We start from the raw sequence: 25,798 nt of genomic DNA, 5'->3' as shown, positions 1-25,798 counted from the left end.
CCGTACGGCCGGCGCCACGACGTCAGCCGTGGCACACGGTGCACACCGGACGTCAGGCGTGGGCCACGGCTGACGTCCCCGCACGTCACCGGCAGCCGCAGCCCCGCAGCGTCGTCGCGAGCGCGTCCAGGCGGGGCCGGGCGCCCACCGGGTCGGGGCCGTTGGACATGAAGGCGAACACCAGCAGCCGGCCGTCGGTGTCGGAGACCACCCCGGCGAGGGCGTTCGTGCCGGTGAGCGTGCCGGTCTTGGCGCGCACCCAGCCGCGGCCGGCGGCGTTGGGCGAGCCGACCGTGTAGCGGTCGACGAGGGTCCCGGTGCCCGCCGCGATCGGCAGCCCGTCCAGCAGCGGCCGCAGCGCCGCGGTGCGCGGGTCCTCGGTGCCCGGGGCGGCCGCCGGGGTGAGCACGGCGGCCAGCACCGAGGCGGGGATGCGGTTCTCGGTGGAGAGCCCGGAGGTGTCGGAGGTCCGGACGGCCGCGGTGTCGATCCCGCGCCCGGCCAGCACCGACCGCACCGACGACGCTGCGCCCTCGAACGACGCCGGGGCGTTCTCGTGCCGGGCGACCTCCCGGCCGAGGGCCTCGGCGAGCAGGTTGTCGGAGTTGGTCATCGCCGTGTGGACCAGCTCGGGCAGGGGCGGGGAGTCCACCCGGCCGAGCGTGGCCGCTCCCGGCGCGGGGGTCCCGTCCTGCACGGTCACGGTGCCCCCGAGCCGCCGGCCGAGCTCCGTCGCGACGTCCTGGCCGGGCGTGGCCGTCCGGGCGCCGTCCAGCGCCGTCGGGTCCTTCCGCGCGCCGTCGAGCATCGTCGGGACCATCGGGGCGAGGTTGCCGCCCTCGATGTCCACCGGGTCCCAGCCCGGCGCCAGCGCGGGACCGGTGTAGCGCGTGGTGTCGAGGTAGACGGTGCGCAGCGGCGCGTCGCCGCGGGCGGCCCGCACCTGCGCGACGAGGTCGTCGAGGTGCGCGGCGCCGGGGTAGACCGACTCCCGGCCCTCGGGCAGCGACGACAGCGTCACGTCGCCGCCCCCGACGAGCACGACCGAGTCGGGCGTCGGACCCGCCGTCACCGTGGTGGTCAGGCGGGTCGCGGGGTCGAGCACCAGCAGGGCCGCGGCCGCCGTCAGGAGCTTCGTCGACGAGGCCGGGACCTGGGCCTCGCCGGGGTTGCGCGACCAGAGCGGCGTCTGCGGCGACGCGGGGTCGAGGACGACGCCGGTGAGATCGCCCAGGCCCGCCGTACGGCCCTCGAGGGCGGCGGCGACACCGGCGGGCGTGGGCGCCGGGGCCGACGCGGGCAACCCGGCGAGCTGCGGGGTGAACGCCACCGGCTCGGGCGGGTCGACCGCCGCGCTCACCGGCAGGCCGATCGCCCGGGCCAGCCCGGGGGCCGTCAGGACCGCCGCGGCGCCGAGGCCGCCGAGCAGCGCCAGGACCACCGCGACGACGAGCAGACGGGTGACGACGCGGCGCGACCGCGGCACCTCGGCGCGGTGGCCCGCCGGGCGGTGGTCGACCTCGCTCGCGGTCACGCCACCCCCTCCGTGCGACCAGCCCCACGCCCCGTCCTGGTGGCCGCGCCGTCGCGATGAGACACACTAGATGTGCCCGACGACGGGTTCGAAGGTCCGGTCGAGTCGTCCGGCCCGCCCCCCGAGCAGCAGTGAGGACGCGCCGTGGAGTTCGACGTTCTGATCGAGATCCCCAAGGGGAACCGGAACAAGTACGAGATGGACCACGAGTCCGGCCGCATGCGCCTGGACCGCACGCTCTTCACCGCCACCCAGTACCCGGCGGACTACGGCTACGTGGAGAACACCCTCGGGCTCGACGGCGACCCGCTCGACGCGCTCGTCCTCGTCCAGGAGCCGACCTTCCCCGGCTGCCTGATCCTCGCGCGCACCATCGGCATGTTCCGCATGACCGACGAGAAGGGCGGCGACGACAAGCTGCTCTGCGTGCCCGCGGGCGACCCCCGCCAGGAGCACCTGCGCGACATCCACCACCTCTCCGAGTACGACCGGCTCGAGATCCAGCACTTCTTCGAGGTCTACAAGGACCTCGAGCCCGGCAAGAGCGTCGAGGGCGCCTCCTGGGTCGGCCGCGCGGACGCCGAGCAGGAGATCCGCGAGTCCTACAAGCGCGCCGAGGAGCACGGCGCGCACTGAGACTCACTGAGGCCCCTCACACCCCGGTGATGGCCTCCGGGCGCAGCGGCACCCGCCGCAGCGCCTTCCCTGTGGCCGCGCGGACGGCCGCGGCGACGGCCGGACCCGACGAGATCGTCGGCGGCTCCCCCACACCACGGACGCCGTACGGGGCGTGCGGGTCGGCGTACTCGAGGACCTCGACCTGCATCGGCGGCATGTCGAGGATCGTCGGGATGAGGTAGTCGGTGAAGGACGGGTTCCGCACGTGCCCGTCGGTCACGACGATCTCCTCCATCAGCGCTAGCCCCATGCCCTGGGCGCTGCCGCCGTGGATCTGCCCGACGACGGCGTCGGGGTTGATCGCCTTCCCGACGTCCTGCGCGGTGTCCAGGGCCACCACCTTGACCAGGCCCAGCTCGACGTCGACGTCCACGACCGCCCGGTGCGCCGAGAACGCGTACTGCACGTGGGCGTCGCCCTGGCCGGTCTCCGGGTCGATCGGGTGGGTCGGGCGGTGCCGCCACTCGACGGTCTCCTCGACGCCGCCGTCGGCGAGCACCTCGGCCAGGCCCGCGACGACCTCGCCGGTCGCGGAGACGATCTTGTCCCCGTCCAGGTGCAGCCCGGTCCGGCCGAGGAGCTCGGTCGCGCGTGTGAGCACCGTCGCGCGGACCGCCTCGCAGGCCGCCTTCACCGCGCCGCCGGTGACGTAGGTCTGCCGGGAGGCCGAGGTGGACCCGCCGGAGCCGACGGTCGTGTCCTTCGGGTGCACCACGACGCGCTCGACGCCGAGCTCGGTCCGACAGATCTGCTGCTCCACGGTGATCAGCCCCTGCCCGACCTCCGCGGCCGCGGTGTGCACCGTCGCCACCGGTTCTCCGCCGGTCAGCTCGAGACGCACGCGGGCGGTCGAGTAGTCGTCGAAGCCCTCCGAGAACCCGACGTTCTTGTAGGTCACGGCGTAGCCCACGCCACGCACCACGCCCTCCCCGTGGGTCGAGTTGGCGACGCCGCCGGGCAGCTCGCGGAGGTCCGTCCCCGTCCGGTCGGCGGGCATCGGCAGGTCCCGGACGATGCCGATCAGCTCGGCGACCGGCGCGGCGGAATCGATGAGCTGGCCGGTGATGTTCCGGTCGCCCTCGCGCATCCCGTTCAGGGCCCGGATCGCCACCCGGTCCATGCCGAGGGTGTCCGCGAGCTCGTCCATGAGCGCCTCGTGCGCGAACGCCGCCTGCACGCAGCCGAACCCGCGCATGGCCCCGCACGGCGGGTTGTTCGTGTAGACGCCGCGGGCGTCCACCCGCACGTTCGGGATGGCGTACGGCCCGAGGCCGAGCGTCCCGCCGTTCCCGACGACGGCCCCGGTCGACGAGGCGTACGCCCCGCCGTCGAACAGGATGTCCGCGCTCGCGTAGACCAGCCGGCCGTCGTGCTCGGCGCCGAACTCGTAGCGCAGCCAGGCGGGGTGGCGGTGCACGTGGCCGAAGAACGACTCCTCGCGGGAGTAGCTCATCTTCACCGGCCGCCCGGTGTGCAGGGCGAGCAGGCTGGCGTGGACGTGCATGGACAGGTCCTCGCGACCGCCGAAGGCCCCGCCGACCCCGGCGAGGTGCAGTCGCACCTGCTCGGGCCCGAGCCCCAGGACGCGCTGGACCTGCTGCTGGTCGACGTGCAGCCACTGGGTGGCGACGTGCAGGTCGAGCCCGCCCTCGCCGTCGGGGACCGAGAGCCCGGACTCCGGGCCGAGGAACGCCTGGTCCTGCATGCCGACCTCGAACTCCAGGCTCACGACGACGGGCGCGGTCGGCTCGGGATCCCCGCGCCGGATGTGCATCTCGCGCACCAGGTTCCCCTGCTCGTGCACCTGCGGGGCGTCGTGGTCGAGCGCGCGCCGCGGGTCGGTCAGCGCCGGGAGCTGCTCGTAGGTCACGACGATGCGCGCGGCGGCACGGCGCGCGGTCTCCGGGTGGTCCGCCGCGACGAGGGCGACCGGTTCGCCCTCGTAGCGCACCACGTCCTGTGCCAGCGCCGGCGTGTCCAGGTGCTCCAGGCCGGTGGCGTTGCGGCCGGGGACGTCCGCGGCCGTGAGCACCGCGTCCACCCCGGGGACGGCCAGCGCCGCGGTGGTGTCGATCGCGACGATGCGGGCGTGCGGGTGCGGGCTGCGCAGCGTCACGCCCCAGACCATGTCCTCGTGCCAGAGGTCGCTGGAGTACGCGAACCGGCCGGTGACCTTGAGGCGGCCGTCGGGGCGCAGCGGGCTCTCGCCGATGCGGCCGGAGGTGCGGGTGCTGGTCTCGGTGGTGGTCTCGGTGGTGGTCACTGGGCCTTCTCCAGGAGGGTGCGGTGCACGGTGCGGCAGGCGCGGGCGACGGTGTCGGTGTCGACGGTGACCACCCGGCCCCGCTCGACGACGGGTCGGCCGCCGACCAGCAGCAGGTCCAGGGGCGGCGGGGCGCCCAGCACGAGCGCGGCGACCGGGTCGGCGACGTCGGCGTGGCCGAGGCCGTCGAGGCGCCAGAGGGCGAGGTCGGCGAGCTTGCCCGGCTCGATCGAGCCGATCTCGGCCGCGCGCCCGAGGACGGCGGCGCCGCCGAGGGTGGCGAGCGCGAGGCCGTCGCGGACGGTCAGCGCGGTCGGGCCGCCGACGGCCCGGGCGAACAGCACCGCGTGGCGTGCCTCCTCGAGCAGGCTGCCCGCCTCGTTGCTGGCGGCGCCGTCGACGCCGAGGCCGACGCGGGCGCCGGCGTCGCGCAGGACGCGGGTGCGGGCGATGCCCGCGCCGAGCCGCGCATTGGACGACGGGCAGTGCGCGACCCCGGTGCCGGTGGCCCCGATCCGCTTCACCTCGCCGTCGTCGAAGTGGATGCCGTGGGCGAACCAGACGTCCTCGCCGGTCCACCCGAGCGACTCGACGTACTCCAGCGGCGAGCAGCCGAAGCGCTCGCGGCAGAAGTCCTCCTCGTCGAGGGTCTCGGCGAGGTGGGTGTGCAGCAGCACCCCGCGGCGCCGCGCGAGCTCCGCGGACTCCCGCATGAGGTCGCCGGTCACCGAGAACGGCGAGCACGGGGCGAGGGCGATCCGCAGCATCGCGTCCGGCGCCGGGTCGTGCCAGCGGTCGATCGCCGCCTCGGAGGCGACGAGGATGTCCTCGCGGTCCTCGACGACGTGGTCGGGCGGCAGGCCGCCGTCGCGCCGTCCGAGGTCCATCGACCCCCGCGTGGCGTGGAAGCGCAGCCCGACGTCCGCGGCCGCGTGGATCTCGGCGGCGAGCACGTCGCCGCCGTCGCGCGGGAAGACGTAGTGGTGGTCGGCGGCCGTCGTGCAGCCGGTGAGCGCGAGCTGGGCGAGGGCACCGGTCGCGCCGGTGCGGACCGCGTCCTCGTCGATGCCGGCCCACACCGGGTAGAGCGCGGTGAGCCACTCGAACAGCGTCGCGTCGACCGCCAGCCCGCGCGTGACCCACTGGTAGAGGTGCTGGTGGGTGTTGACGAAACCGGGCGTGAGCAGGCAGCCGCGGCCGTCGACGACGTCGTGCCCGACGCGATCCGGCGCCGGCCCGGACCCGACCGCGACGATCCGGTCCCCCTCGACGACGACGTGGCCGTCCGGGTGCTCCTCGCCGGTCACGGTGACGACGTGGGCGCCCTCGACGATCACGACCGGGCCTCCGTCGCGGCGCAGCGGACGGCGTCGAGGATCTTCTCGTAGCCGGTGCAGCGGCAGAGGTTGCCGGCCAGGGCCTCCCGGATCTCCGGGTCGGACGGGTCGGGGTTGCGCCGGATCAGGTCGTGGGTGCTGACGACGAGGCCCGGCGTGCAGAACCCGCACTGCACGGCCCCACAGCGCACGAAGGCCTGCTGGACCGGGTCCAGCTCCGCCTCGTCGTCGCCGGACGACAGCCCCTCCACGGTGGTGACCTCCCGGTCCCGCGCCTGCCCGGCGGCGACCAGGCAGGAGCACACCGGCAGCCCGTCGAGGTAGACGGTGCACGAGCCGCACTCGCCCTGCTCGCAGGCGTTCTTGGCGCCGGCCAGGCCGAGCCGCTCGCGCAGCGCGTAGAGCAGGCTCTCGCCCTCCCAGACGTCGTCGACCTCGCGGCGCGTGCCGTTCACGGTCAGTGCGATCCTCATCAGGCAGCCCTCCGGGCGTCGGCTCCGCGGTGGTCGTCCCACGCCCAGGTCGCGGCCCGGCGGGCCATGACCGAGAGCGTGTGCAGGCGATACGCGGCGGTGCCGCGGACGTCGTCGATCGGCGCGGCGGCGGCGCGCACCCGGTGGCCGAACTCGGTGGCCAGTCCCTCGGGCAGCGGCCCGCGCGACTCCCACAGCCCGGCCGCGTCCAGCTCACCCGCGAGGAATCCCGCGGCGTCGTCGGCCCGGCGCGGGGTGGGGGCGGCGGACCCGATGCCGGTGCCCACCGAGCGCCGCTCGGGGTGCAGCGCCAGACCGAACGCGGACACCGAGATCACCATGGCGTTGCGCGTGCCGATCTTGCAGAACTGTTGCGGCCCGGTCGCCGGGGCGATGAGCACGGCGGCGATCAGCTCGTCGGGGGCCAGGGTGTTGCGCTTGACGCCGGTGTAGAACTCGGCGATGGGCACGTGACGGGGGCCGCGCACGGAGGCGACCTCGACGACCGCGTCCGCCGCGAGCAGCGCGGGGTGGCTGTCGCCCGCCGGCGACGCCGCCCCGAGGTTGCCCCCGACCGTGCCGCGGTGGCGGATCTGCGGCGACCCGACGGTGCGGGCCGCCATCGCGAGCCCGGGCAGCGTGCGGCCGAGCTCGGTGATGATGCGCGCGTAGGTCACGCCGGCACCGAGCCGGACGCGGCCGTCGTCGTGGGTCCACTCGCGCAGGTCGGGGACGCGGGTCAGGTCGAGCAGGGCGGGCGGACGGCGGCGGTCGAAGTTGATCTCGACCATGACGTCGGTCCCGCCGGACACCGGCACGGCGTCGGGCTGCTCGGCCTTCGCCGCGAGGGCGTCGGCCCAGGTCGTCGGCGTCAGGAAGTCCATGCCGAGGAGTACACCGACGCCGCGTCCGCCCAGGTAGCCACGTCGCTGCCGAATCGCGACCCCGGGGCCGCCCGCGGGCTTGTACGTTCCTCCAATGCTCCTGGCCGAGCTCGTCGCGCACCCCCGCCTGGGGCTCACGGTGCTGCACGGCGACGACGCGGCGCTGGAGCGGTCGGTGCGCTGGGTCTACACCACCGACCTCATCGACCCGTCCCGCTACCTCTCCGGCGGCGAGCTGGTGATCAGCGGCCTGGTCTGGCGGAACGCCCCGGAGGACAGCGAGCGCTTCGTCGCGGCCGTCGCCGGGGCCGGCGCCGCGGCTCTCGCGGCGGGCGCCGCCGTGTTCGGGGAGGTGCCCGCCGACGTCGTCGAGGCCTGCCGCCGGCACGACCTGCCGTTGCTGTCGGTGCCGGAGCCCACGTCGTTCTCCGACGTCACCGAGCTGGTCGTGGGGGCGCTGGCCGCGGCGCGGGGGGACCGGCTCGCGCTGTCGCTGAGCCGGCAGCGCGAGCTGCTCACGGCCGTGGCGGGCGGGCTCGGGCTGGACGAGGTCGCCGGGCGCATCACGGCGAGCACGGGCCGCGCGTGCCACGTCCTCAGCGCGACCGGGCGGGTCGTGGCCGGCGGGCCGCTGCCGCCCGAGGTGCTCGACGGCGTCGTCACGACCTTCCTGACGGCGGCGCGCCTGCCCGCGGTCAGCGGCCGCGGGCCGGGGGCGTACTCCGTGTTCTCCGTCGGGCCGGCCTCGGAGCAGCGGATGACGTCGTGGTTCGTCGCGGCCGGGGGTACGCACGCGGAGTGGGACACCGAGACCGCGGACGGGGTGGGCGGGCTGGTCGCGATCGCGGCGCTCGACCGGGCGCGCCGCGGCGAGGGCCTCCGGGTGGCGCGGGAGATCGCGGACGAGGCGATCGGGCTCATCGCCGACGGGGCCGCGGACAGGCCGGAGACCGCCGTGCGGCTGCGCCAGGCCGGGCTGGACCCGGACGAGCCGCTGGTCGTCGCGGTCGCGGGCTTCGTGGAGGCCGACCGGGACCGCCCGGACCTGCGGGAGGCGGCCCGGGCCGTGCTCGTGGACGCGGCCTCGCACGCGAGCCGGGACGGCGACCCGCCGGTGGTCGGGGTGCGCGACGGCGTGGCGGTGGCCGTGCTGCCCGGGGACACGGCGTCGGTCGTCCCCGCGCTGCGGCGGCTGGCCCCGGCGCTGGGGACCCTGCGCCTGACCGTCGGGGTGAGCGTGCCCTACGGCGCCGCCGCGCTGTCCGGGGCGATGCAGGAGGCGCGGCACGCCCGCGACCTGGCGCGGACCCGGGAGGGGACGCTGCCGGTCGTCACCGGGGCGGAGCTGACCTCGCACGTGGCGCTGCTCGCGGCCGTCCCCGACGACATGCGCCGCGCCTTCGCCGCACGCACGCTCGCGCCGGTGCTCGAGCACGACGAGCGGACCGGCGCGAGCCTGCGCGAGACCCTGGAGGCGTTCCTGGAGTGCTCCGGGTCGTGGAGCCGGGTCGCCACCCGGCTCCACCTGCACGTCAACACCGTGCGCTACCGCATCGGCCGGGTCGAGGAACTGACCGGCCGGGACCTGGGCCGCTTCGCCGACCGGGTCGACGTGTTCCTCGCGCTGCGCTCGCTGGGGTGATCTCAGCCGCGCCCGGAGGAGCGGACCCGCGCGGGGTGGATGGGGTTGGCCTCGGCGACCAGCCGTCCGAACCGGTGGTTGGCGATCTTCGCGATCTCGATCAGCGCCGCCGCGTGCTCCTGGGTGGCGGAGTTCTCCAACCGGCGGTGCCCGTCGCGGAGCACGCCCTCGCGCCCGGCCGCGTCGCGGACGCAGACGATCAGCGGGATGCCGAAGCGTTCGCGGTACGCGGTGACCAGCTCGTCGAGCTCGGCGCGGCCGTCCTCGTCGAGCCGGGTCAGCCCGGCCGCGGCCTGGTCCTCCTCGGACGCCCCGCCGGCCTCGCCGTCGAGCACCGCGGCACCGCCGAGGTCGGGGTAGGCGGCCATCACCGCCCGCTGCTCGTCCGGCGGCGCCGCGAACAGCGCCTCCTGGAACGCCGCCCGCAGGTTCGCGGTGTCCGCGAACGGGCGGCGGTCGTGCGCACGTCCGACGACGTCGTCGGCGCCCTGGAAGAGCGGCCCGAAGGTCGCGACGAACTCGGCGCGGCCCATGGCGTTGACCTCCTCGAGCCGGACGGTGCCCGCCCCGGGCGCGCCGGCGACCGCCGGGCCGCGGGGCCGCCCGAGGTGGTGGAACACGAGGTTCAGCACGATCGCGGTGAGACTGCCGATCGTGATCCCGGAGCCCAGGACGATCTGCGCCCACTGCGGCACGGCCTGGGCCACGTCGGGCTCGACCGTGACGAAGACCGCCAGGCCGAGGCTGGAGGCGACGATGACGACGTTGCGGTGGTCGTGGAAGTCGACGCGGGACAGCGTCTGGATGCCGACCACGGCCACCGTCGCGAACATCGCCAGGGCGGCGCCGCCGAGCACCGGGTGCGGGATCCCCGCGACGATCGCGCCGGCCTTCGGGAGCAGCCCGATCACGATCATGATGAGGCCGGCGGTCGCGACGACGTAGCGGCTCTTGACCCGGGTGAGCCGCACGAGCCCGACGTTCTCGGCGAAGCAGGTGTACGGGAACGAGTTCAGGACGCCGCCGATCGTCGTCGCCAGGCCGTCCGCGCGCAGGGCCCGGGAGATGTCCTCGCGGCCCACCCGCTTGTCCACGATCTCCCCGGTCGCGACCACGTCGCCGGTCGTCTCCACGGCCGTGATCAGCATGACGACGATCATGGACACGATCGCGGCCGCGCTGAACTGCGGCCAGCCGAACCAGAACGGCGTCGTGACGCCGAACCAGGCCGAGTCCCCGACGGCGGAGAAGGTCGCGTCGCCGAGGAACCACGCGACGAGCGTGCCGAGCACCAGCCCGACGAGCACCGCGACGGTCGCCATGAAGCCGCGGAACAGCCGCTGCATGAGCACGATGACGGCGAGCGTGCCCAGCGCGTAGGCGAGGTTGCGCGGGTCGCCCGGCTGCGGGTTGTCCGCGCCCCCGACGGCGTCCGCCGCGGCCACCGGCAGCAGGGCGATCCCGATGATCGTGATGACCGAGCCCGTGACGACCGGCGGGAAGAAGCGCAGGAGCCGGCCGAAGAACGGCGCGATGAAGAACGTGGCCAGCCCGGCGACGATCACCGCCCCGTAGATCACGAGCAGGCCCTGGGTCCCGCCGCCCGCGGCGAGCCCGATCGCGATCATCGGCGACACCGCCGTGAAGGTGACGCCCTGCAGCAGCGGCAGCCGCACCCCGACCTTCCAGAACCCGACGGACTGGATGATCGACGCGATACCGCACGTGAACAGGTCGGCGTTGATGAGGTGGATGAGGTCGCGCTCGGACAGCCCGATGGCCCCGGCCAGCAGGATCGGCACGATCACCGCGCCGGCGTAGAACGCGAGCACGTGCTGGAACCCGTACACGGCGAGCTTCGGGACGGGGAGCACCTCGTCGACGGGGTGGGGACGTCGTCTGACTGGACCGGGCACCGGGTCACCTCTTCGTGGCGCAGCTGTGAACCAGGCCACGATCGCCCCGGCCGGTGTGGACCGGTAAGGCGCGGGAGCGACGAACCGCGTGCCGACGGCGGCCGTCGTTCTGGAGGATCCGACAGTCGTGCGGATCCGTGAGCTGCAGAGCCGTTGTGCGGCTCTGCGGCTCTGCGGCTCTGCGGCTCTGCGCCGTACCATGACCCCATGGAGGAGACCTGGCACGGCTATGTCGGCGTGCAGCGCCGCGGCGTGATCGCGCTGCCGGCCGAGCTGCGGCAGCGACTGCACCTCGACGAGCCCGGCGCCCAGGTGGAGATCACCGAGCGCGGGGACGGGGTCCTCGAACTCCGGCCGGCGCTGCCGGTCCCCGCCGACCAGGCCTGGTTCTGGACCGAACACTGGCAGAACCGGGAGCGCGAGGTCGACGAGCACGTGACCTCCGGTCGCGTCACCGTGCACGCGTCGACCGATGACTTCCTCGCGCACGTCGACGCGGTCGCCGACGGCACCGGGTGACGTTCGAGACCACCCCGGCCTTCGACGCCGACGTCCGTCGGTTGAAGCCGGTGCACCTCGCCGTCTTCCGCCAGATCGTCGAGGAGAAGTTCGCCCGCGCGTGCGACGCGTATCTCGAGGACCCGTCGCGGCCCTGGCCGGCGTCGCTCCGGATCAAGCCCGTGCGGGGAGCCCCGGGCGTCCTCGAGATGACGTGGTCGTTCGCCAGCCCGGACGGCCGGGCCACCTTCGAACTCGTGACGGTGGACGGTGAGCTCCGGTGTCGTTGGCGACGCGTCGGCGGCCACGACGTCTTCCGATCCCCCTGACATGACGAACGGCCCTCCCGCATGGCGGGAGGGCCGTCCGGCTCGACGGGGTCAGCGCACCACGGGCAGCGGGGCGGTCGCGTCGTCGACGGGCTCCGTGCTCGCCGGCCGCGGTGGCTCGACGGCGAGCTCGACCGTGGTCGGGTGGCCGGCGCCGACGGTGACCTGCTCGGACACCGGCGCGAACCCGCTCGCGGTGAGCAGGTAGCGACCCTCGGCGAGGTCCTCCACCGCGAAGCGTCCGGACCCGTCGGTCACCGTCGAGGCGACGACCCGTCCGTCGGCGCCCATCAGCACCACGAGCGACTCCGGGACCGCCGCGCCCGAGGACGAGCGCACGCAGCCGCGCACGGCGTGCCGGGCGACCGGTACGCGGACGTCGTGGCGCGTGCTGCGCCGCCCGGCCGGGGTGGCCTCGGCGACGACGAGCCGCTCGGCGACCGGCTCACGCCCGGGCGCGAGGACGGCGACGGTGTAGGTGCCGGGTTCGAGCTCCGGGCACTCCCACGAGCCGTCGGCGCCGGTGCGGCGGACGGCGCGGACGCCCCCGCTCGCGTCGGTCACCGTCACGGTCGCGCCGACCACCGGGATGTCCACCGTGTCCCGGACGGAGCCGCCCACCGGCGTCGCCCGGCGCAGTGCCAGCGGCCGGTGCACCGGGACGCCGTCGAGCGAGACCAGCTCCGCGTGCGGCTTGAACGTGCTCGGGTTCGCGACCACGACGTAGTTCCCGGGCAGCGGGGCGTGCAGCCGGTACGAGCCGTCGGCGGCGGAGAACGTCCGGTCGACGACGGTGCCGTCGAGGGCGTGCAGCGCCATGGGGACGCCGGCGACGTCGTCCGAGAAGCGCACCGACCGGTCGTCGGGAAGAGGGCCGTCGGAGAGCTGTCCGAGGACGACCGAGTCGCCGCGCGGGCTCGGCGCCTCGTGGCGACCGTGGCCCCGGGGGACGGGCGAGGGCCGCAGCACCCGCTCGCTGCCCGCCGCGCCGGCGGCACCGACCGGCGGGGTGGAAGCCGGGACGTCGAGCGCACCCCGCGCGGGTCCGTCGACCTCCGCGGCCGAGTCGACGCTCCCGGGCCCTGCGGCGCGCCCGGACTCCTCGGCCTGCCGGGCCTGGATGCCCGACGTCGTGCGCAGCGGGACCTCCTTGAGGAACCAGATCAGCACGAAGCCGACCGCGATGACGCAGGCCGCGACGAGGAAGACCAGGTCCATCGAGGACGCGAAGCCCTCGAAGAAGGGCCGCGCCAGGCGCGGGTCCATCTGCTGCAGGATCGACGAGTCCTGGGTGATCTGCGCGGCACCCGTCGCGGGGTTCACCGCGGCCGCGTTCACCGGGTTCGAGGCCACGGCGGGGTCGGCCAGGGCCGCCTGGAAGTCCGGCGAGCCGGCGGCGGACCGGAAGGCCGTGGCGATGTTGCCGCTGACCGTCGAGAACAGGATCGACAGGAACACCGAGACGCCCAGCGTCCCGCCCATCTGGCGGAAGAACGTGGCCGAGGCCGTCGCGACGCCCATGTCGGAGGCCGGGACCGCGTTCTGCACGGCCAGCACCAGGGTCTGCATGCAGTTCCCGAGCCCGAGGCCGAAGACGACCATGAGGATCGCGACCTGCCAGTACGGCGTGTCCGCGTGCAGCAGGAAGTGGAACAGCACCATGCCCAGGGTCATCAGCCCGAGGCCGATCACGGGGAAGACCTTGTAGCGCCCGGTCCGGCTCGTGAGCTGACCGGAGATGATCGACGCGACCATGATGCCGCCGACCAGCGGGATCATCTCCAGGCCGGCCTCGGTCGGGCTGGAGCCGCCGACGATCTGCAGGTACTGCGGGACGATCGCGATGCCGCCGAACATCCCGACGCCGGTGATGATCGCGATGACCGTGGTCAGGCTGAACACGCCGTTGCGGAACAGCCGCAGCGGGAGCAGGGCGTCGTCGCCGTAGGCCCGCTCGGCCAGCACGAACGCGACGATCCCGACCGCGCCGACGACGTAGCAGACGATCGCCCAGGTGGAGCCCCAGCCCCAGCTCTGGCCCTGCTCGGCCACGATCAGCAGCGGCACGAGGGCGACGGCGAGCGCCGAGGCGCCGGGCCAGTCGATCCGGTGCTCGCGGCGGGTGTGCGGCAGGTTCAGCACCCGCCACACGACGGTGAAGGCGATGATGCCGATCGGCACGTTGACCAGGAAGACCCAGCGCCAGCCGGTGATCCCGACGATCGAGTCGGCGCCGGCGAAGAACCCGCCGACTACCGGGCCGATGACGCTGGACGTGCCGAAGACGGCGAGGAAGTAGCCCTGGTAGCGGGCCCGCTCCCGCGGCGGAACGATGTCGCCGATGATCGTCAGCGCGAGGCTCATCAGGCCACCCGCGCCCGCACCCTGGACGGCGCGGAAGATCGCCAGCTCGTACATCGACGTCGAGATCGTGCACAGCACCGACCCGATGACGAACACGCCGATGGCGAACAGGAAGAACGGCTTGCGCCCGTAGAGGTCGGAGAGCTTGCCGTAGAGCGGCGTGGAGATCGTCGCGGTGATCAGGTACGCCGTCGTCGCCCACGCCTGCAGGTTCAGCCCGTTGAGGTCGTCGGCGATGGTGCGGATCGAGGTGGAGACGATGTTCTGGTCCAGCGCGGCCAGGAACATGCCGAGCAGCAGCCCGGAGAGGATCGTCAGGATCTGGCGGTGGGTGAAGGACCCGCCCGCCGTTCCCGGCGGCGCGGACGACGCCGCCTGTGCCTCGGAGCTCGATGGTCGAGCTCCGCTGCGCTGCGTCTCCGTCGGCGTGCTCATCGGTCCTCCTGGGACGCGTCGTGGTGGTGGTTCTCGAGCGCCGTCGTGAAGCGGTCGAGCAGGGCGGCGAGCTGCTCGCGCTCGGCTTCGTCCCAGTCGCTCGTGACGTCGGAGATCCAGCGGTTGCGGAGATCGCGGTTGGCCTCGAAGACGCGGTGGCCCTCGTCGGTGGCGGCGAGCAGGCAGGCCCGGCCGTCGGCGGGGTCGGGGCGGCGCTCGACGTAGCCGATCCGGACCAGCGCGGCGATCTGCCGGCTGACCGTCGAGGGGTCGGAGTGCACGGCCTCGGCGAGGGCGTTCGAGCGGTGCGGCCCGGCGATGACCAAGCGGGCGAGCAGGACGTAGGCGGCGCGCTCGACGCCGTCGTCCTTGGGCTTGGTCATGCGCTTGCGCTCGACGTGCCGGATCAGCCGGATCAGTTGCAGGCCGAGCCGGTCCGAGAGCTTCCAGCGTTCGTCGACCCCCGCGGGGAGGGGCGCGACCGGCCGCTCGCCGATCGGTGCATTCATTGCGTGCTCCGTACAATCGCTTGTTCGGTACAACTATGCACCCGGGGCACCAGCGCCGCCAACGCGGGCTACCCGTTCGGGGATGTGATGTGCTCCCGCGCATGGCCGACGTCGACGAACGCCTCCACGACCGGGTCCGCTACGCCCGCACCGGGCACGTCGCGACGATCACCTACGACCGTCCCGACAAGCTGAACGCGATCGACGGCGCGATGCGTGACGGGCTGAACGCGGCGTTCGCCCGGTTCACCGCCGACGACGAGGCGTGGGTCGGGGTCGTGACGGGTGCCGGGCGGGCCTTCAGCGCAGGCGCGGACTTCGGCTCCGAGCGCAACCCGGCGGGCGAGTTCCCCGGGTCGTACTGGGAGCGCCCGACGGTGAACTCCTTCGAGTCGGGGTGGGAGATCCACAAGCCGGTGATCGCCGCCGTCAACGGCCTGTGCCTGGGCTACGGGCTGACGCTGGTGACGTGGTGCGACTTCGTGATCGCCTCCGACCGCGCGACCTTCGGCTACCCGGAGGTCAAGCTCGGCGTCCCGACGATCGTCGGCGCACTGCGGCTGCCCGGCCGCGTCGGCTGGCAGCCCGCGATGGAGCTGCTGCTCACCGGGGAGACCATCTCGGCCGCCCGGGCGAAGGAGATCGGGCTGGCACTGCAGGTGGTGCCGCACGAGGAGCTGAACGCGGCCGTCGACGCCTTCGCGCAGCGCCTGCTCGCCGGGGCCCCGCTGGCCCAGCGGGCGATCAAGGAGGTCGCGCGCCGGGGCCCGGAGATGTCGCAGACCGACGCCATCCGCTTCGGCGAGACGATGCGGCGGGTCGCCGGGGCGACGGAGGACGCCACGGAGGGCGGGCTCGCCGCGCGGGAGAAGCGTCCGCCGCGGTGGCAGGGGCGCTGACCTCGTCCCGCCGTGTCAGCGATGGACCGTTGCTGACGTCAGGTGTGCGAACGGCGCCACTCACGCATCGGCGCCCGCCACCGGAGGATGTGCGAGGGGCGCCCTTCTGACGTCAGGTGTCAGCAACGGTCCATTGCTGGCACCGGCGCAGGGCCTACGACAGCCGCTCGAACACCGCCGCGAGCCCCTGACCACCGCCGATGCACATCGTCTCCAGCCCGTAGCGGGCCTCGCGGCGGTCCATCTCGCGCAGCATCGTGGTCAGGATCCGCACCCCGGTGGCGCCGACCGGGTGACCCAGCGAGATCCCGGAGCCGTTCGGGTTGACCCGCTCGTCGTCGACGAGGTCGATCCCCCACTCGCGGCCCACGCCGAGAGCCTGCGCGGCGAACGCCTCGTTCAGCTCGATGACGTCCAGGTCCGCCAGCGACAGCCCCGCCTGCCCGAGCGCCTTCTCGGTCGCCGGGACCGGGCCGATCCCCATGATCTCCGGACCGCACCCCGCCACACCCCACGACACCAGCCGCGCCAGCGGCCGCAGCCCCAGCTCGGCCGCCTTCTCCGAGGTGGTGACGATGCAGACCGCCGCGCCGTCGTTCTGCCCCGACGCGTTCCCCGCGGTGACCGTGGCCTCCGGGTCCTGCTTGCCCATGATCGGGCGCAGCTTGGCCAGGGACTCGAGGTTCGCGTCCGGGCGGATGTGCTCGTCCTGATCGACCACGGTGTCGCCCTTGCGGCCGTGGATCGTCACCGGCACCAGCTCGTCGGCGTAGCGACCCTCCTTGACCGCCGCCGTGGCCTTCTCGTGGCTGCGCACCGCGAGCCGGTCCTGCTCCTCGCGAGGAATCGAGTACTTCTTGCGGACGTTCTCCGCGGTCTCGATCATCCCGCCGGGCACCGGGTGGTTCACCCCGCCCGCGTGCACCCGACCCTGGGCCAGCGAGTCCTTCATCTCGAACCCACCGGCCTTGGTGCCCCACCGGACCTTGTCGGTGAAGTACGACGCGCCCGACATCGACTCCGCGCCGCCAGCGAGCACCAGGTCGTTCGCGCCCGACGAGACCGCCATGGCCGCGTAGAGCACCGCCTGCAGCCCCGACCCGCAGCGCCGGTCGACCTGGATGCCCGGCACCGTCACGTCCAGCCCGGCGTCCAGCGCCGCGACCCGCCCGATCGCCGGCGCGTCCATCGTCGGGTAGCAGTGCCCGAACACCACGTCGTCGATCTGCTCGGCCGTGATCCCGGTGCGGCGCACCAGCTCCCGGATCACCGTCGCCCCCAGCTCCTGCACCGGGACGTCGCGCAGCGACCCCCCGAAGCCACCGACGGGAGTACGGACCGGTTCACAGACGACGGCATCCACCACGCCATTGTGCCTCCGGCTCGTGAGCACTTGCGGTCGCCCATCGCGACCACGAGTGCTCACGAGCTACAGCACATACCGCAGGATCACCTCGGCGACGCAGGCCGGCTTCGGCCAGCCCTCGATCTCGACGGTGCCGCCGATCGTCGCCTGGACGCCGTTCGCCACGTCGGTCACGTCGACCAGCCGGCAGTGCCCCCGGACGCGGCTGCCCACCGGCACGGGCGCGGGGAAGCGGACCTTGTTCAGCCCGTAGTTCACCGTCATGGACACGCCGCTGACCTCGAAGGTGTCCCAGCCGAACTTCGGCATGAGGGCCACCGTCAGGAACCCGTGCGCCACGGTCCGGCCGAACGGGCCGTCCGCCGCGCGATCCGGGTCGGTGTGGATCCACTGGTGGTCGTCCGTGGCGTCCGCGAAGACGTTGATCCGCTCCTGATCGACGAGGACCCACTCGCTGGTGCCGAGGTCCTCCCCCACCGCCGCCCGCAGCTCCTCGACGTCGGCGAACTTCCGCATGCGTGCTCCTCGCTCGGGGTGGGTCCGGGGCCTACAGGTCGGCCGCGATCTCCTTGGCCTGCCCGACCAACGCGACCCGCTCCGCCGTCGTGCCGCCCAGCGGTGTGATGTTCAGCGTCGTCACGCCCGCCTCGGCGAAGGCCGCCATCCGCTCCGCGACGTAGGAGCGCGGGCCGATCAGCGAGATCGCCCGCAGCAGCTCCTCGGGGACCTCCTTCGCCGCCTCGTCCTTCTTCCCGGACAGGTACAGGTCCTGGATGGTCTCGGCCTCGTCGTCGTAGCCGTAGCGGCGGGCGACGTCGTTGTAGAAGTTCTTGCCCTTCGCCCCCATGCCGCCGACGTAGAGGGCGACCATGTTCCGCATCCCGTCGAGCATCTGCGAGGCGACGTCGTCGTCCTCGGTGACGAAGAACGAGGTCTGCAGGAAGACCTGGAGGGGTCCCAACGACGGGTCCCGCTTCGCCTTCCCGGCCTCGAGGGACTCGCCCCACACCTCGTGCGCCTTCTCCGGCACGAAGAAGATCGGCTGCCAGCCGTCCGCCTTCTCGGCCACGAGCGTGACGTTCTTCGGGCCGAGCGCGGCGACCAGGATCGGGATCTCCGAGCGCACCGGGTGGTTGATCAGCTTGAGCGGCTTGCCGAGCCCGGTGCCCTCCCCCTCGGGCAGCGGGATCGCGTAGTGCTTCCCCTGGTGCTCGACGCGCTCGCGGCGCCACACCTGCCGGCAGATGTCGATGATCTCCCGGGTGCGGCCGAGCGGGGCGTCGTAGGGCACGCCGTGGAAGCCCTCGATCACCTGCGGGCCGCTGGCCCCGATCCCGAGCGTGAACCGCCCGCCCGAGACGTAGTCCAGCCCGGCCGCCGTCATCGCGGTCAGCGTCGGCGTCCGGGTGTAGATCTGCAGGATCCCGGACGCGATCTCGACCCGTTCCGTGCGGGCCGCGATGAACCCGAGCTGGCTCACGGCGTCGAAGCTGTAGGCCTCCGGGACGAACACGATGTCGAGACCGGCCTTCTCGTGCTCGGCCAGCTCGGCGACCGTCTCCTCGAACCCGCCGGCGTAGTTGATCCCCATCCCGATGCGCACGATCCGGCAGCCTGCCACGATCACGGCCCCGTGAGCACTCCCGGCCATCGAGTCACCATCACCGTGCGCGGCTACGAGACCGACGCCAACCGCCACCTCAACCACGCCGTGTACCACCAGTACGGCGAGCACGGCCGGGAGGAGACGCTGCGGTCGGCCGGCGTCGACATCACCGCGCTGTCCGCGGCCGGGATCGGACCGGTGATCCTGGAGACGACGGTGCGGTTCCTCGCCGAGCTGGTCGTCGGGGACGAGGTCGAGGTCGTCACGACGACGAGCTTCGGGTCCGGGAAGTCGTTCCGGATGGACACCGAGCTCGTCCGGCTCCGCGACGGGGCGACGGCCGCCACGCTCACCGGCGTCATGGGCCTGCTCGACCACGCCACCCGCCGGCTCGCCGCCGACCCGCACGGCCGGCTGCGCGCGGTCGCCGCCGACCCGGACGCCTTCGACCGGATCGTTCAGTCGCCGGGGTAGTCCCAGTCGCGGACGTCGATCCGGCGCCGCTCGAGCACCTCGCCGATCGTCGACCACTGGGACCCGCCGAGCCGCGCGAGCGGCTTCAGCCGGCCGACGTCGGGCCGGCCGTCGACGAGGACGTCGTCGGAGACCACGGCGTGCACGACCCGGCCGAACACGACCGTCGAGTCACCCAGCCCCACCGTCGAGTGCAGGACGCACTCCAGCGCGACCGGCGAGCGGGCCACCCGCGGCGGCCGGACGCGGAGCGCCGGCTCGGGCTCCAGGCCGACCTCGGCGAACTCGTCGCGGCCGTGCTCGAAGTTCGTCGCGGTCGCGTTGACCTCGTCGACCAGCCACTCCGGGGTGAGCGAGACGGTCATCTCGCCGGTGGCCTCGACGTTCGCGAGCGAGTCCTTCCGGCCGACCGACGTGAACTGCACGATCGGCGGGGTCACGCAGGCCACGGTGAAGAACGAGTGCGGCGCGAGGTTGTGCACGCCGTCCGCCGAGGTGGTCGCGACCCAGGCGATCGGCCGCGGCACCACCACCCCGGTGAGGAACTTGTAGAACGCGCCGGGGCCGAGCTCGTCGGGATCGAAGTCGGTGCGCACGACGGCGTGGTCCTCCTGCGGTGGTCAGTTCGCGGGCGGTTCCAGCGTGGTGGTCGTCGCGGGCTCGCGCGAGCGGGACGTGGTCGTCCGTGACGGGGCACTCGTCGTGGTGCTCCGCTCCGGGGCCGTCGTGGTGGTGGTCGCGCCGGACTCGTTCCCGTCGGTGTCCTCGGCGGCCGAGGCCGAGGTCGTGGGCGCGGTGCCGATGACCTCGCCGACGCTCGTCCCGGTGCCGCCGGAGAGCGGGGAGCCCTTCACCCGCTCGATCCCGGTGACCACCACCATCGCGACGAGGAACACCAGCAGACCGCTCGCCACGAGCGCCGCGATCTTCGCGCGGCTGCGGGCGGCCCCGACCGGCTTGATCACCGTGGTCGGGGAGTCGTCCGGGGGCGGCCCGTCGGGCAGGACCGCGGTGGGGGCGGGCGCCGGGCCGCGACGCGCGTCGAGCCGGCCGCGCACGTGGTCCCGGGTCCGCTCGAGGGACCGCTGGTAGACCGCCTCGCCCACGGTCGTGACGACGGAGGCGACCGCCGCGCCGACGACCGTGCCGGCGGCGCCGCCGAGGAACCCACCGGCCGCCGCCGTCGTGGTGGCCGCGAACGCCCCGCCGGTGACCCGGACACCCGACAGCATCCCGCCCTTCTCCGCAGGCGGCGCTCCGGCGCGCTCGCTGAGCACCACCGTGGCCTGCTCGTCGGCCGGCGGTCCCGGGCGGCGCCGGGCCGGGCCGGGTCCGGGCTCAGTCCCCCGAGCGTCGATGACGTCCACCGGAGCCGCGGAGCATGACCGGCCGGGAGGCCCGCTCCGGGCCGGCGCCGCCGTCGTCTCCGCGGAAGGAGCGCCGCTCGGAGAAGCGGTCGGCCCGACCGAGGGAACGCCTGACTTCGTCGTAAATCGGCGTCTGGGTCATGGCGCCAGACCCTACGACGGCCATCCACGGCGATCCGGGCGGCCCTGCCCACCCGGACAGGGCGTTTCCGAGTTCGCTGACCTGGGCAAACGAGCCTGTGTGGGGGGTGTGGAGGGCTGATCCGAGCCCGGAGAGTTCCCCCGCTCCGTCCGAGTCCACGCCATCGGACGAACTTTGTGACCTAGCAGACACCGTGAGTCACGAGAGGGTTCCTTGTACGGCAAACGCGCGGACATGACCGTCCATGAGGTCGAACCGTTCAACGCGGAACCGCCGCGGTCGGCCCTGGCCACCTCCGAACTGACCCCGGTCGACGCGTTCTACAGCCGCAACCACGGGCCGGTCCCCGACGTGGACGCCCGCACCTGGCGGCTGCGCGTGGACGGGCTGGTCTCGACCCCGCTCTCGCTGTCCCTGGACGACCTGCGCGACCGCTTCGCCGAGCGCACCGAGACCGCGACCCTGCAGTGCGCGGGCAACCGCCGCGAGGGGCTGGCCGCCGTGCGGGACATCCCCGGCGAGGCTCCCTGGGGCCCCACCGCGACGGCGACCGCGTCGTGGACCGGGGTCGCCCTGGCGGACGTGCTGGCGGCCGCGGGTGTGCAGGACGCGGCGACGGACGTCGAGTTCCTCGGCGCGGACGTCAGCGACCAGGCCGACCCGCCCCAGGAGTTCGGCGGCTCGGTGCCGCTGCGCAAGGCCGGCATGCCCGAGGTCCTGCTCGCCTGGGCGATGAACGGCGAGGCGCTGCCCGCGGTGCACGGCGCGCCGCTGCGTGTGGTGGTCCCGGGCTACATCGGGGCCCGCAGCGTCAAGTGGGTGCACCGCGTCCGGGTGACCGACGCCCCGTCGTCGAACTTCTTCCAGGCCTCGACCTACCGCCTGCTCCCGCCCGACGCCGAGGTGACGGCCACCCCGGGCGAGGGGGTCGAGCTGGGCCTGGTCGCGGTCAACAGCGACTTCCTGGCCCCCGACGACGGGTCGGAGGTCCCGGCCGGCCCGACGCGGGTGTCCGGCTACGCGTTCGCCGGCGGCGACCGGACCGTCGTCCGCGTCGACGTCTCCGCCGACGGCGGGGCGACCTGGACCCAGGCCGACCTCGCCGAGCAGGCGAGCACCTGGGCGTGGCGGCACTGGCACGCATCCGTCGAGGTACCGCAGGGCGACGTCGAACTGCTCGCCCGCGCGTGGGACTCCTCGGCTGCCCTGCAGCCCGAGCGCCCCGAGCAGGTCTGGAACCCGAAGGGCTACGTCAACAACTCGTGGGCGCGGCTGCGGCTGCACGGCGTGTAGGACGATGCGGTCCGACATACCCCTCGGGGGTACCGTCGCCGTCGTGACCGGTCGAGGCGCGAGCGGGCGAGGATGGTGCATCCGGACGGCCTTCCTCCTGCTCGCCCTCACCCTCGTCCTGATGCACCACCTCGTGGGGGCCCACCAGCACCGGGGGTCGGCGCCCGAGACGCCCGGAGCCGCGACGGCTCACGTCGCGGCGGACACGGACACCGGGTCGTCCGGGACGGCGCCGCTGCACGTCCACCAGGGCGGAGACGGGCACGGCGTCGCCGACCTGCTGCACGCGTGCCTGGCGGTCCTCGCTGCAGCCGCCCTGGCCCTCGTCCTCGGACTCGCCGTCCGGCTCCTCGCGGCGACCCCGGCAGCCACGTCCCGTGCCGTGGCGGTCCCGACGGACCGTGCACCACCACCCGGCGTCCCTCTGCGCCTGGCTCAGCTGCAGGTCCTCCGGCTGTAGGCCGACCCACCGCCGTGCTCTGCGCGGTGGCGCCGACCCACGCCCACCACACGCCGGGTGCTCCGGCGTGCGTTCGAAGGATCCTTCGCATCGTGAACAACCGTGTCCTCGGCGGCCTCGTGGCCGCCACCGCTCTCGTCGCCGGCCTCGCGGGCTGCTCCGGCCCGGGAATTCCCGCCGCGGCGCCCCCGGCGTCGACGGCCGGTGCTGTCGCGGACGGCTCGCACAACGCGGCTGACGTGGCGTTCGTCCAGGGAATGATCCCGCACCACCAGCAGGCGATCATGATGTCCGATCTCGTCGCGACCCGATCCGCGTCCCCGGAGATCACGCAGCTGGCGGCCTCGATCAGCGGCGCCCAGGGCCCGGAGATCGAGCAGATGACCCGGATGCTGAGCACCTGGGGAGTCGCTCCGGGAGGCTCGATGAGCGGGATGAGCGGGATGATGGGCCCGCAGCAGATGCAGCAGCTGCAGACCCTCGCCGGTCCCGCGTTCGACCGGGCCTGGCTCGGCATGATGATCGAGCACCACACCGGGGCGGTGGAGATGTCCCGGGTCGAGCTCGCCCAGGGGCAGGACTCCGGTGCCAGGGCGCTCGCCACGGACATCGTGACGTCCCAGCAGGCCGAGATCGGGCAGATGCAGACGTTGCTCGGGCAGGGCTGACCGCGCCCGGCCTCCGCCGAGGTGGTGGACTCCGCCGCGACGCGAGCGGAGGAGACCCCATGGCGGAGGCCGGAGCGGACCACAGCGATGGACCGGACGACGAGCGGGAGCCGGACTACCGGTTCACGCTCGCCAACGAGCGGACCTTCCTCGCCTGGCTGCGGACGTCGCTGTCGCTGCTGGCGGCCGGCGTGGCGGTGGTGCAGCTGGTGCCGGCGTTCACCATCCCGGGCGCCCGCCCGGTGACCGGCGGCCTGCTCGCGGCGCTGGCCGTGGTCGCCGCGGCCTCCGGGGTGCTGCGCTGGCGCAGCGTGGAGAACGCCATCCGCCGTGACCGTCCCCTGCCCGTGCAACGGGTTCCCTGGGTGCTCGCCGCCGGTCTCGTGGTGCTCGCGCTCTTCGGACTGGTGCTGATCGTGCTGCGCGGAGCGACGTGACCTCGCCGTCCGACGCCGGGTTGCAGGCCGAGCGGACCGGGCTGGCCTGGAGCCGGACCTCCCTCGGAGTGGCGGGCAACGCGGCGCTGCTCGCGTTCCGGGAGCTCCAGCAGGCCCAGCTGACGCTCGCACTGATCCCGGCCTCCCTCGCCCTGCTCATCGCGATCGCGACCGCGGTCTACGGGCGCCGCCGGACACGGGCGCTGCGGCACTCGCCGCTCCCGGTGCCGCTCGCGCCGTCGCGTGCCGTGCCGCTGCTCGGGTGGTCGGTGGCGGTGCTGGCGGTGCTCAGCGGGATCGCGCTGATCGTCTAGGAGGAAGGTACTACTCGCGTAGTACATTGATGGCGTGAACGAGGTCCCGGTCCGAGCGCTCAACCAGGACACGTCCGGCATCCTGGGCCGGGTGAAGGCCGGAGAACATCTTGCAGTCACCGAGCGGGGCCGGGTGATCGCCCACCTCTCGCCCGTCGCTCCTCCGGAGCTCGCCGAGCTCATCGCGGCCGGACGGGTCCGTCCGCCGACGCTCGCGGGTCCCGTCCCCCGTCCGTCGGGTCCGATCTCCTCGACCGACGTCGGCGCACTCCTCGAGACCGAGCGCGAGGACGAGCGCTACTGATGCTCTACCTGGACACCGCGGCCCTCGTGAAGCTGGTGCACCGGGAACAGGAGTCGGACGCTCTCGGCGACTGGCTCTCGGAGCGGACGTCGGTGCCGTGGCTGACGTCGGTCATCGCGGAGGTCGAACTCGCCCGAGCACTCCGGCGGACCGCCCCGGGCGCCCTCAGCGCCGTCCCGGCCCTGCTGGCACGTCTCCACCGCTGCGAGGTCGACGACGTCGTGCGCGCCACGGCCGCCGCACTCCAGGGCGACCATCTCCGGAGCCTCGACGCGATCCATCTCGCGACGGCCACCGTGATCGCGGGGCCGGCCCTGCAGGCATTCGTGACGTACGACCGTCGACTCGCCGAGCACGCGCGGGCCCACGGTCTCGTCGTCGCCGCGCCGGACTGAGCGCGCGTCCCGTCACGCGAACAGGTGTCCTCGGACGACGCTGCCGTGCGCGGTCCGGGCCGCGACCACGGCCCACGCGAGGACCAGCAGGACGTAGAGCGCGAGGGCACCCCAGGCGAAGGCCGGCAGGTGCGTGCGGGCGGCGAGGGCGCTGGTGCCGGTGACGCAGGTGCCGACGGGGAACGTGAAGCTCCACCAGGTCAGCGCGAACGGCATCCCCTGCCGCGCGGTCCGCACCGTGACCGCCACGGCGAGCGCCATCCACACCATCGCGAAGCCCCAGGTCGGCACGCCATAGAGCAGGCCGAACACCTCGGCGCCGGTGGCGTAGGGCTCGGGCAGGACGCCCCGGGCCTGGGTGCCGAGGAGATTGGCGGCGGTCACCGACTGCCCGAGCGGGCCGAGGACGATCCACATGGTCGGCACGGTCGCGGCCGGCCCCTGGCCGTGGACCACGAGCTTGTTCCAGATCTGCGGGAGGATCGCCAGGGTCGCGAAGAGGCTGATCCCGAACATCGCGTAGCAGGCCAGGAGCATCGTCTCCTTGCCGGTGCCGGCCGGGAGGTGCCCGACGAGCAGCGCGCCGTTCGCGGCCGAGACCATCGGGGGCACGACGGGCATCAGCCAGCCCCCGAAGGCTCCGTCGGCCGCGACCTCGCCGCGGGTGATCATGAGGTAGGGGATCGCCGCCGTCGTCACGAGCCCGATCGCCGTGCCGACGCTCCAGAGCACCCAGTCGACGGCGACCGCGGTGCCCTCCCCGAGCACCGGTCCGCCGAGCGACCCGGCGCCCGCGCCGACCGTCATGACGCCCATCGCCACCGCGCCCCAGAACTGCCCCATCACCGGGTTCGCCGCGTGGCCGCGGGCGGTCTCGGTGTGCCGGATCCAGTGCACGGCCCACGCCGCGGTCAGCAGGACCAGCAGCACGGCCGCCAGGCCCCACACGACCGTGCCGAAGACGCGCAGCCCGGGGAACCGAATCGGCAGCGTGGCGGCGGCACCGCCGACGATGCCGGTGCCCATGATCGACGAGTACCAGTTCGGCCCCAGGTTCGCGACCATGTCGCGGGGCCGCTCGAGGTCCCGGAGCAGCCCGAACCGGGCGAGCCGGTGGGCCGGGCGCCCGGGGACCGGGCGGGTCGTCGTCGGACGCTCGTCGATCGCTGTCATGGTTCCGAGCGTGCGCCGCCGAGCGGTGGTCGAGTAGG

The 25,798-nt window shown here is 73.9% G+C and carries 27 protein-coding genes; 13 read left to right on the top strand and 14 right to left on the bottom strand.

What is annotated here, in order from left to right; genetic code table 11:
* Window positions 1-85: 85 nt before the first annotated feature.
* Window positions 86-1,534, bottom strand: coding sequence for a D-alanyl-D-alanine carboxypeptidase/D-alanyl-D-alanine endopeptidase (gene dacB / locus WCD74_RS05540; protein ID WP_337693841.1), 1,449 nt, complete (start codon window positions 1,532-1,534; stop codon window positions 86-88).
* Window positions 1,535-1,678: 144 nt separating this feature from the next.
* Here dacB and WCD74_RS05535 point away from each other — a divergent pair, with 144 nt between their 5' ends.
* A complete protein-coding gene (locus WCD74_RS05535) occupies window positions 1,679-2,170 on the top strand; it encodes an inorganic diphosphatase (RefSeq protein WP_337693840.1) in 492 nt (163 codons plus the stop codon).
* A gap of 16 nt (window positions 2,171-2,186) precedes the next feature.
* On the opposite strand, the gene pucD is transcribed toward WCD74_RS05535, so the two are convergent.
* Genes pucD through WCD74_RS05515 form a run of 4 tightly spaced genes read right to left on the bottom strand, consistent with a single transcriptional unit; the run spans window position 2,187 to window position 7,169 of the window.
* Window positions 2,187-4,475 (bottom strand): xanthine dehydrogenase subunit D, encoded by a 2,289-nt coding sequence (gene pucD / locus WCD74_RS05530; RefSeq protein WP_337693839.1) that lies wholly within the window; start codon window positions 4,473-4,475, stop codon window positions 2,187-2,189.
* Complete coding sequence (locus WCD74_RS05525; RefSeq protein ID WP_337693838.1) at window positions 4,472-5,812, bottom strand: 8-oxoguanine deaminase; 1,341 nt, start codon at window positions 5,810-5,812, stop codon at window positions 4,472-4,474. The genes pucD and WCD74_RS05525 overlap by 4 nt, the downstream gene beginning before the upstream one ends.
* Entirely contained in the window at window positions 5,809-6,285 is a 477-nt protein-coding gene (locus WCD74_RS05520) for a (2Fe-2S)-binding protein (RefSeq protein ID WP_337693837.1), read from the bottom strand. The genes WCD74_RS05525 and WCD74_RS05520 overlap by 4 nt, the downstream gene beginning before the upstream one ends.
* Window positions 6,285-7,169 carry an FAD binding domain-containing protein gene (locus tag WCD74_RS05515; RefSeq protein ID WP_337693836.1) on the bottom strand — a complete coding sequence of 295 codons (885 nt, stop codon included), beginning with the start codon at window positions 7,167-7,169 and terminating at the stop codon, window positions 6,285-6,287. Before WCD74_RS05515 ends, WCD74_RS05520 begins: the two co-directional genes overlap by 1 nt.
* Before the next feature lie 94 nt (window positions 7,170-7,263).
* Here WCD74_RS05515 and WCD74_RS05510 point away from each other — a divergent pair, with 94 nt between their 5' ends.
* Window positions 7,264-8,811 carry a PucR family transcriptional regulator gene (locus WCD74_RS05510; RefSeq protein WP_337693835.1) on the top strand — a complete coding sequence of 516 codons (1,548 nt, stop codon included), beginning with the start codon at window positions 7,264-7,266 and terminating at the stop codon, window positions 8,809-8,811.
* 2 nt (window positions 8,812-8,813) lie between these two features.
* On the opposite strand, the gene uraD is transcribed toward WCD74_RS05510, so the two are convergent.
* Window positions 8,814-10,727, bottom strand: coding sequence for a 2-oxo-4-hydroxy-4-carboxy-5-ureidoimidazoline decarboxylase (uraD, locus tag WCD74_RS05505; RefSeq protein ID WP_337693834.1), 1,914 nt, complete (start codon window positions 10,725-10,727; stop codon window positions 8,814-8,816).
* Window positions 10,728-10,934: 207 nt separating this feature from the next.
* On the opposite strand from uraD, the gene WCD74_RS05500 reads away from it, so the two are divergent.
* Both WCD74_RS05500 and WCD74_RS05495 read left to right on the top strand, forming a co-directional pair.
* Complete coding sequence (locus WCD74_RS05500) at window positions 10,935-11,246, top strand: AbrB/MazE/SpoVT family DNA-binding domain-containing protein (protein WP_337693833.1); 312 nt, start codon at window positions 10,935-10,937, stop codon at window positions 11,244-11,246.
* Complete coding sequence (locus tag WCD74_RS05495) at window positions 11,243-11,554, top strand: hypothetical protein (RefSeq protein ID WP_337693832.1); 312 nt, start codon at window positions 11,243-11,245, stop codon at window positions 11,552-11,554. The genes WCD74_RS05500 and WCD74_RS05495 overlap by 4 nt, the downstream gene beginning before the upstream one ends.
* A 51-nt stretch (window positions 11,555-11,605) precedes the next feature.
* Here WCD74_RS05495 and WCD74_RS05490 read toward each other — a convergent pair whose 3' ends face one another.
* On the bottom strand, window positions 11,606-14,353 hold the full coding sequence (locus tag WCD74_RS05490; protein ID WP_337693831.1) for an MFS transporter: 2,748 nt from the start codon (window positions 14,351-14,353) through the stop codon (window positions 11,606-11,608).
* Window positions 14,350-14,862: a MarR family winged helix-turn-helix transcriptional regulator gene (locus WCD74_RS05485; RefSeq protein ID WP_337693830.1), complete on the bottom strand. Its 513-nt coding sequence runs from the start codon at window positions 14,860-14,862 to the stop codon at window positions 14,350-14,352. The genes WCD74_RS05490 and WCD74_RS05485 overlap by 4 nt, the downstream gene beginning before the upstream one ends.
* A 101-nt stretch (window positions 14,863-14,963) precedes the next feature.
* Here WCD74_RS05485 and WCD74_RS05480 point away from each other — a divergent pair, with 101 nt between their 5' ends.
* Window positions 14,964-15,761, top strand: coding sequence for an enoyl-CoA hydratase/isomerase family protein (locus WCD74_RS05480; protein ID WP_337693829.1), 798 nt, complete (start codon window positions 14,964-14,966; stop codon window positions 15,759-15,761).
* Window positions 15,762-15,915: 154 nt separating this feature from the next.
* Here WCD74_RS05480 and WCD74_RS05475 read toward each other — a convergent pair whose 3' ends face one another.
* The 3 genes from WCD74_RS05475 to WCD74_RS05465 form a co-directional block, all read right to left on the bottom strand.
* Entirely contained in the window at window positions 15,916-17,127 is a 1,212-nt protein-coding gene (locus WCD74_RS05475; protein ID WP_337693828.1) for an acetyl-CoA C-acetyltransferase, read from the bottom strand.
* 63 nt (window positions 17,128-17,190) lie between these two features.
* Window positions 17,191-17,643 carry a MaoC family dehydratase gene (locus tag WCD74_RS05470; protein WP_337693827.1) on the bottom strand — a complete coding sequence of 151 codons (453 nt, stop codon included), beginning with the start codon at window positions 17,641-17,643 and terminating at the stop codon, window positions 17,191-17,193.
* 31 nt (window positions 17,644-17,674) lie between these two features.
* Window positions 17,675-18,730, bottom strand: coding sequence for an LLM class F420-dependent oxidoreductase (locus WCD74_RS05465; protein ID WP_337693826.1), 1,056 nt, complete (start codon window positions 18,728-18,730; stop codon window positions 17,675-17,677).
* 30 nt (window positions 18,731-18,760) lie between these two features.
* On the opposite strand from WCD74_RS05465, the gene WCD74_RS05460 reads away from it, so the two are divergent.
* Window positions 18,761-19,207 carry an acyl-CoA thioesterase gene (locus WCD74_RS05460; RefSeq protein WP_337693825.1) on the top strand — a complete coding sequence of 149 codons (447 nt, stop codon included), beginning with the start codon at window positions 18,761-18,763 and terminating at the stop codon, window positions 19,205-19,207.
* Here WCD74_RS05460 and WCD74_RS05455 read toward each other — a convergent pair.
* The gene (locus tag WCD74_RS05455; RefSeq protein WP_337693824.1) at window positions 19,192-19,803 is read right to left on the bottom strand and encodes a flavin reductase family protein; all 612 of its coding nucleotides are present in this window, start codon (window positions 19,801-19,803) and stop codon (window positions 19,192-19,194) included. The two genes, WCD74_RS05460 and WCD74_RS05455, sit on opposite strands and share 16 nt — an antisense overlap.
* 24 nt (window positions 19,804-19,827) lie before the next feature.
* Entirely contained in the window at window positions 19,828-20,487 is a 660-nt protein-coding gene (locus tag WCD74_RS05450; RefSeq protein ID WP_337693823.1) for a hypothetical protein, read from the bottom strand.
* A 463-nt stretch (window positions 20,488-20,950) separates the two neighbouring features.
* Here WCD74_RS05450 and WCD74_RS05445 point away from each other — a divergent pair, with 463 nt between their 5' ends.
* From WCD74_RS05445 to WCD74_RS05415, 7 genes are all read left to right on the top strand, one after another.
* Complete coding sequence (locus tag WCD74_RS05445; protein ID WP_337693822.1) at window positions 20,951-22,009, top strand: sulfite oxidase; 1,059 nt, start codon at window positions 20,951-20,953, stop codon at window positions 22,007-22,009.
* A 43-nt stretch (window positions 22,010-22,052) separates the two neighbouring features.
* Entirely contained in the window at window positions 22,053-22,469 is a 417-nt protein-coding gene (locus WCD74_RS05440) for a DUF6153 family protein (protein ID WP_337693821.1), read from the top strand.
* Window positions 22,470-22,561: 92 nt separating this feature from the next.
* Window positions 22,562-23,137: a DUF305 domain-containing protein gene (locus WCD74_RS05435; RefSeq protein WP_337693820.1), complete on the top strand. Its 576-nt coding sequence runs from the start codon at window positions 22,562-22,564 to the stop codon at window positions 23,135-23,137.
* 59 nt (window positions 23,138-23,196) lie between these two features.
* The gene (locus WCD74_RS05430; protein WP_337693819.1) at window positions 23,197-23,574 is read left to right on the top strand and encodes a YidH family protein; all 378 of its coding nucleotides are present in this window, start codon (window positions 23,197-23,199) and stop codon (window positions 23,572-23,574) included.
* Window positions 23,571-23,888 (top strand): DUF202 domain-containing protein, encoded by a 318-nt coding sequence (locus WCD74_RS05425; protein ID WP_337693818.1) that lies wholly within the window; start codon window positions 23,571-23,573, stop codon window positions 23,886-23,888. The genes WCD74_RS05430 and WCD74_RS05425 overlap by 4 nt, the downstream gene beginning before the upstream one ends.
* Before the next feature lie 34 nt (window positions 23,889-23,922).
* Window positions 23,923-24,192 carry a type II toxin-antitoxin system Phd/YefM family antitoxin gene (locus WCD74_RS05420; protein ID WP_337693817.1) on the top strand — a complete coding sequence of 90 codons (270 nt, stop codon included), beginning with the start codon at window positions 23,923-23,925 and terminating at the stop codon, window positions 24,190-24,192.
* A complete protein-coding gene (locus WCD74_RS05415; protein WP_337693816.1) occupies window positions 24,192-24,587 on the top strand; it encodes a type II toxin-antitoxin system VapC family toxin in 396 nt (131 codons plus the stop codon). The genes WCD74_RS05420 and WCD74_RS05415 overlap by 1 nt, the downstream gene beginning before the upstream one ends.
* Before the next feature lie 12 nt (window positions 24,588-24,599).
* Here the strand turns inward: WCD74_RS05415 and WCD74_RS05410 are convergent, their stop codons facing one another.
* Window positions 24,600-25,760, bottom strand: coding sequence for a TDT family transporter (locus WCD74_RS05410; protein WP_337693815.1), 1,161 nt, complete (start codon window positions 25,758-25,760; stop codon window positions 24,600-24,602).
* Window positions 25,761-25,798: the final 38 nt, after the last annotated feature.

Origin of the sequence: Actinomycetospora aurantiaca, from assembly GCF_037401875.1 — a bacterium.
Lineage (GTDB): Bacteria > Actinomycetota > Actinomycetes > Mycobacteriales > Pseudonocardiaceae > Actinomycetospora > Actinomycetospora aurantiaca.
Note: the sequence above shows the minus strand (reverse complement) of the source record. Positions and strands in the feature narration are given on the sequence as shown.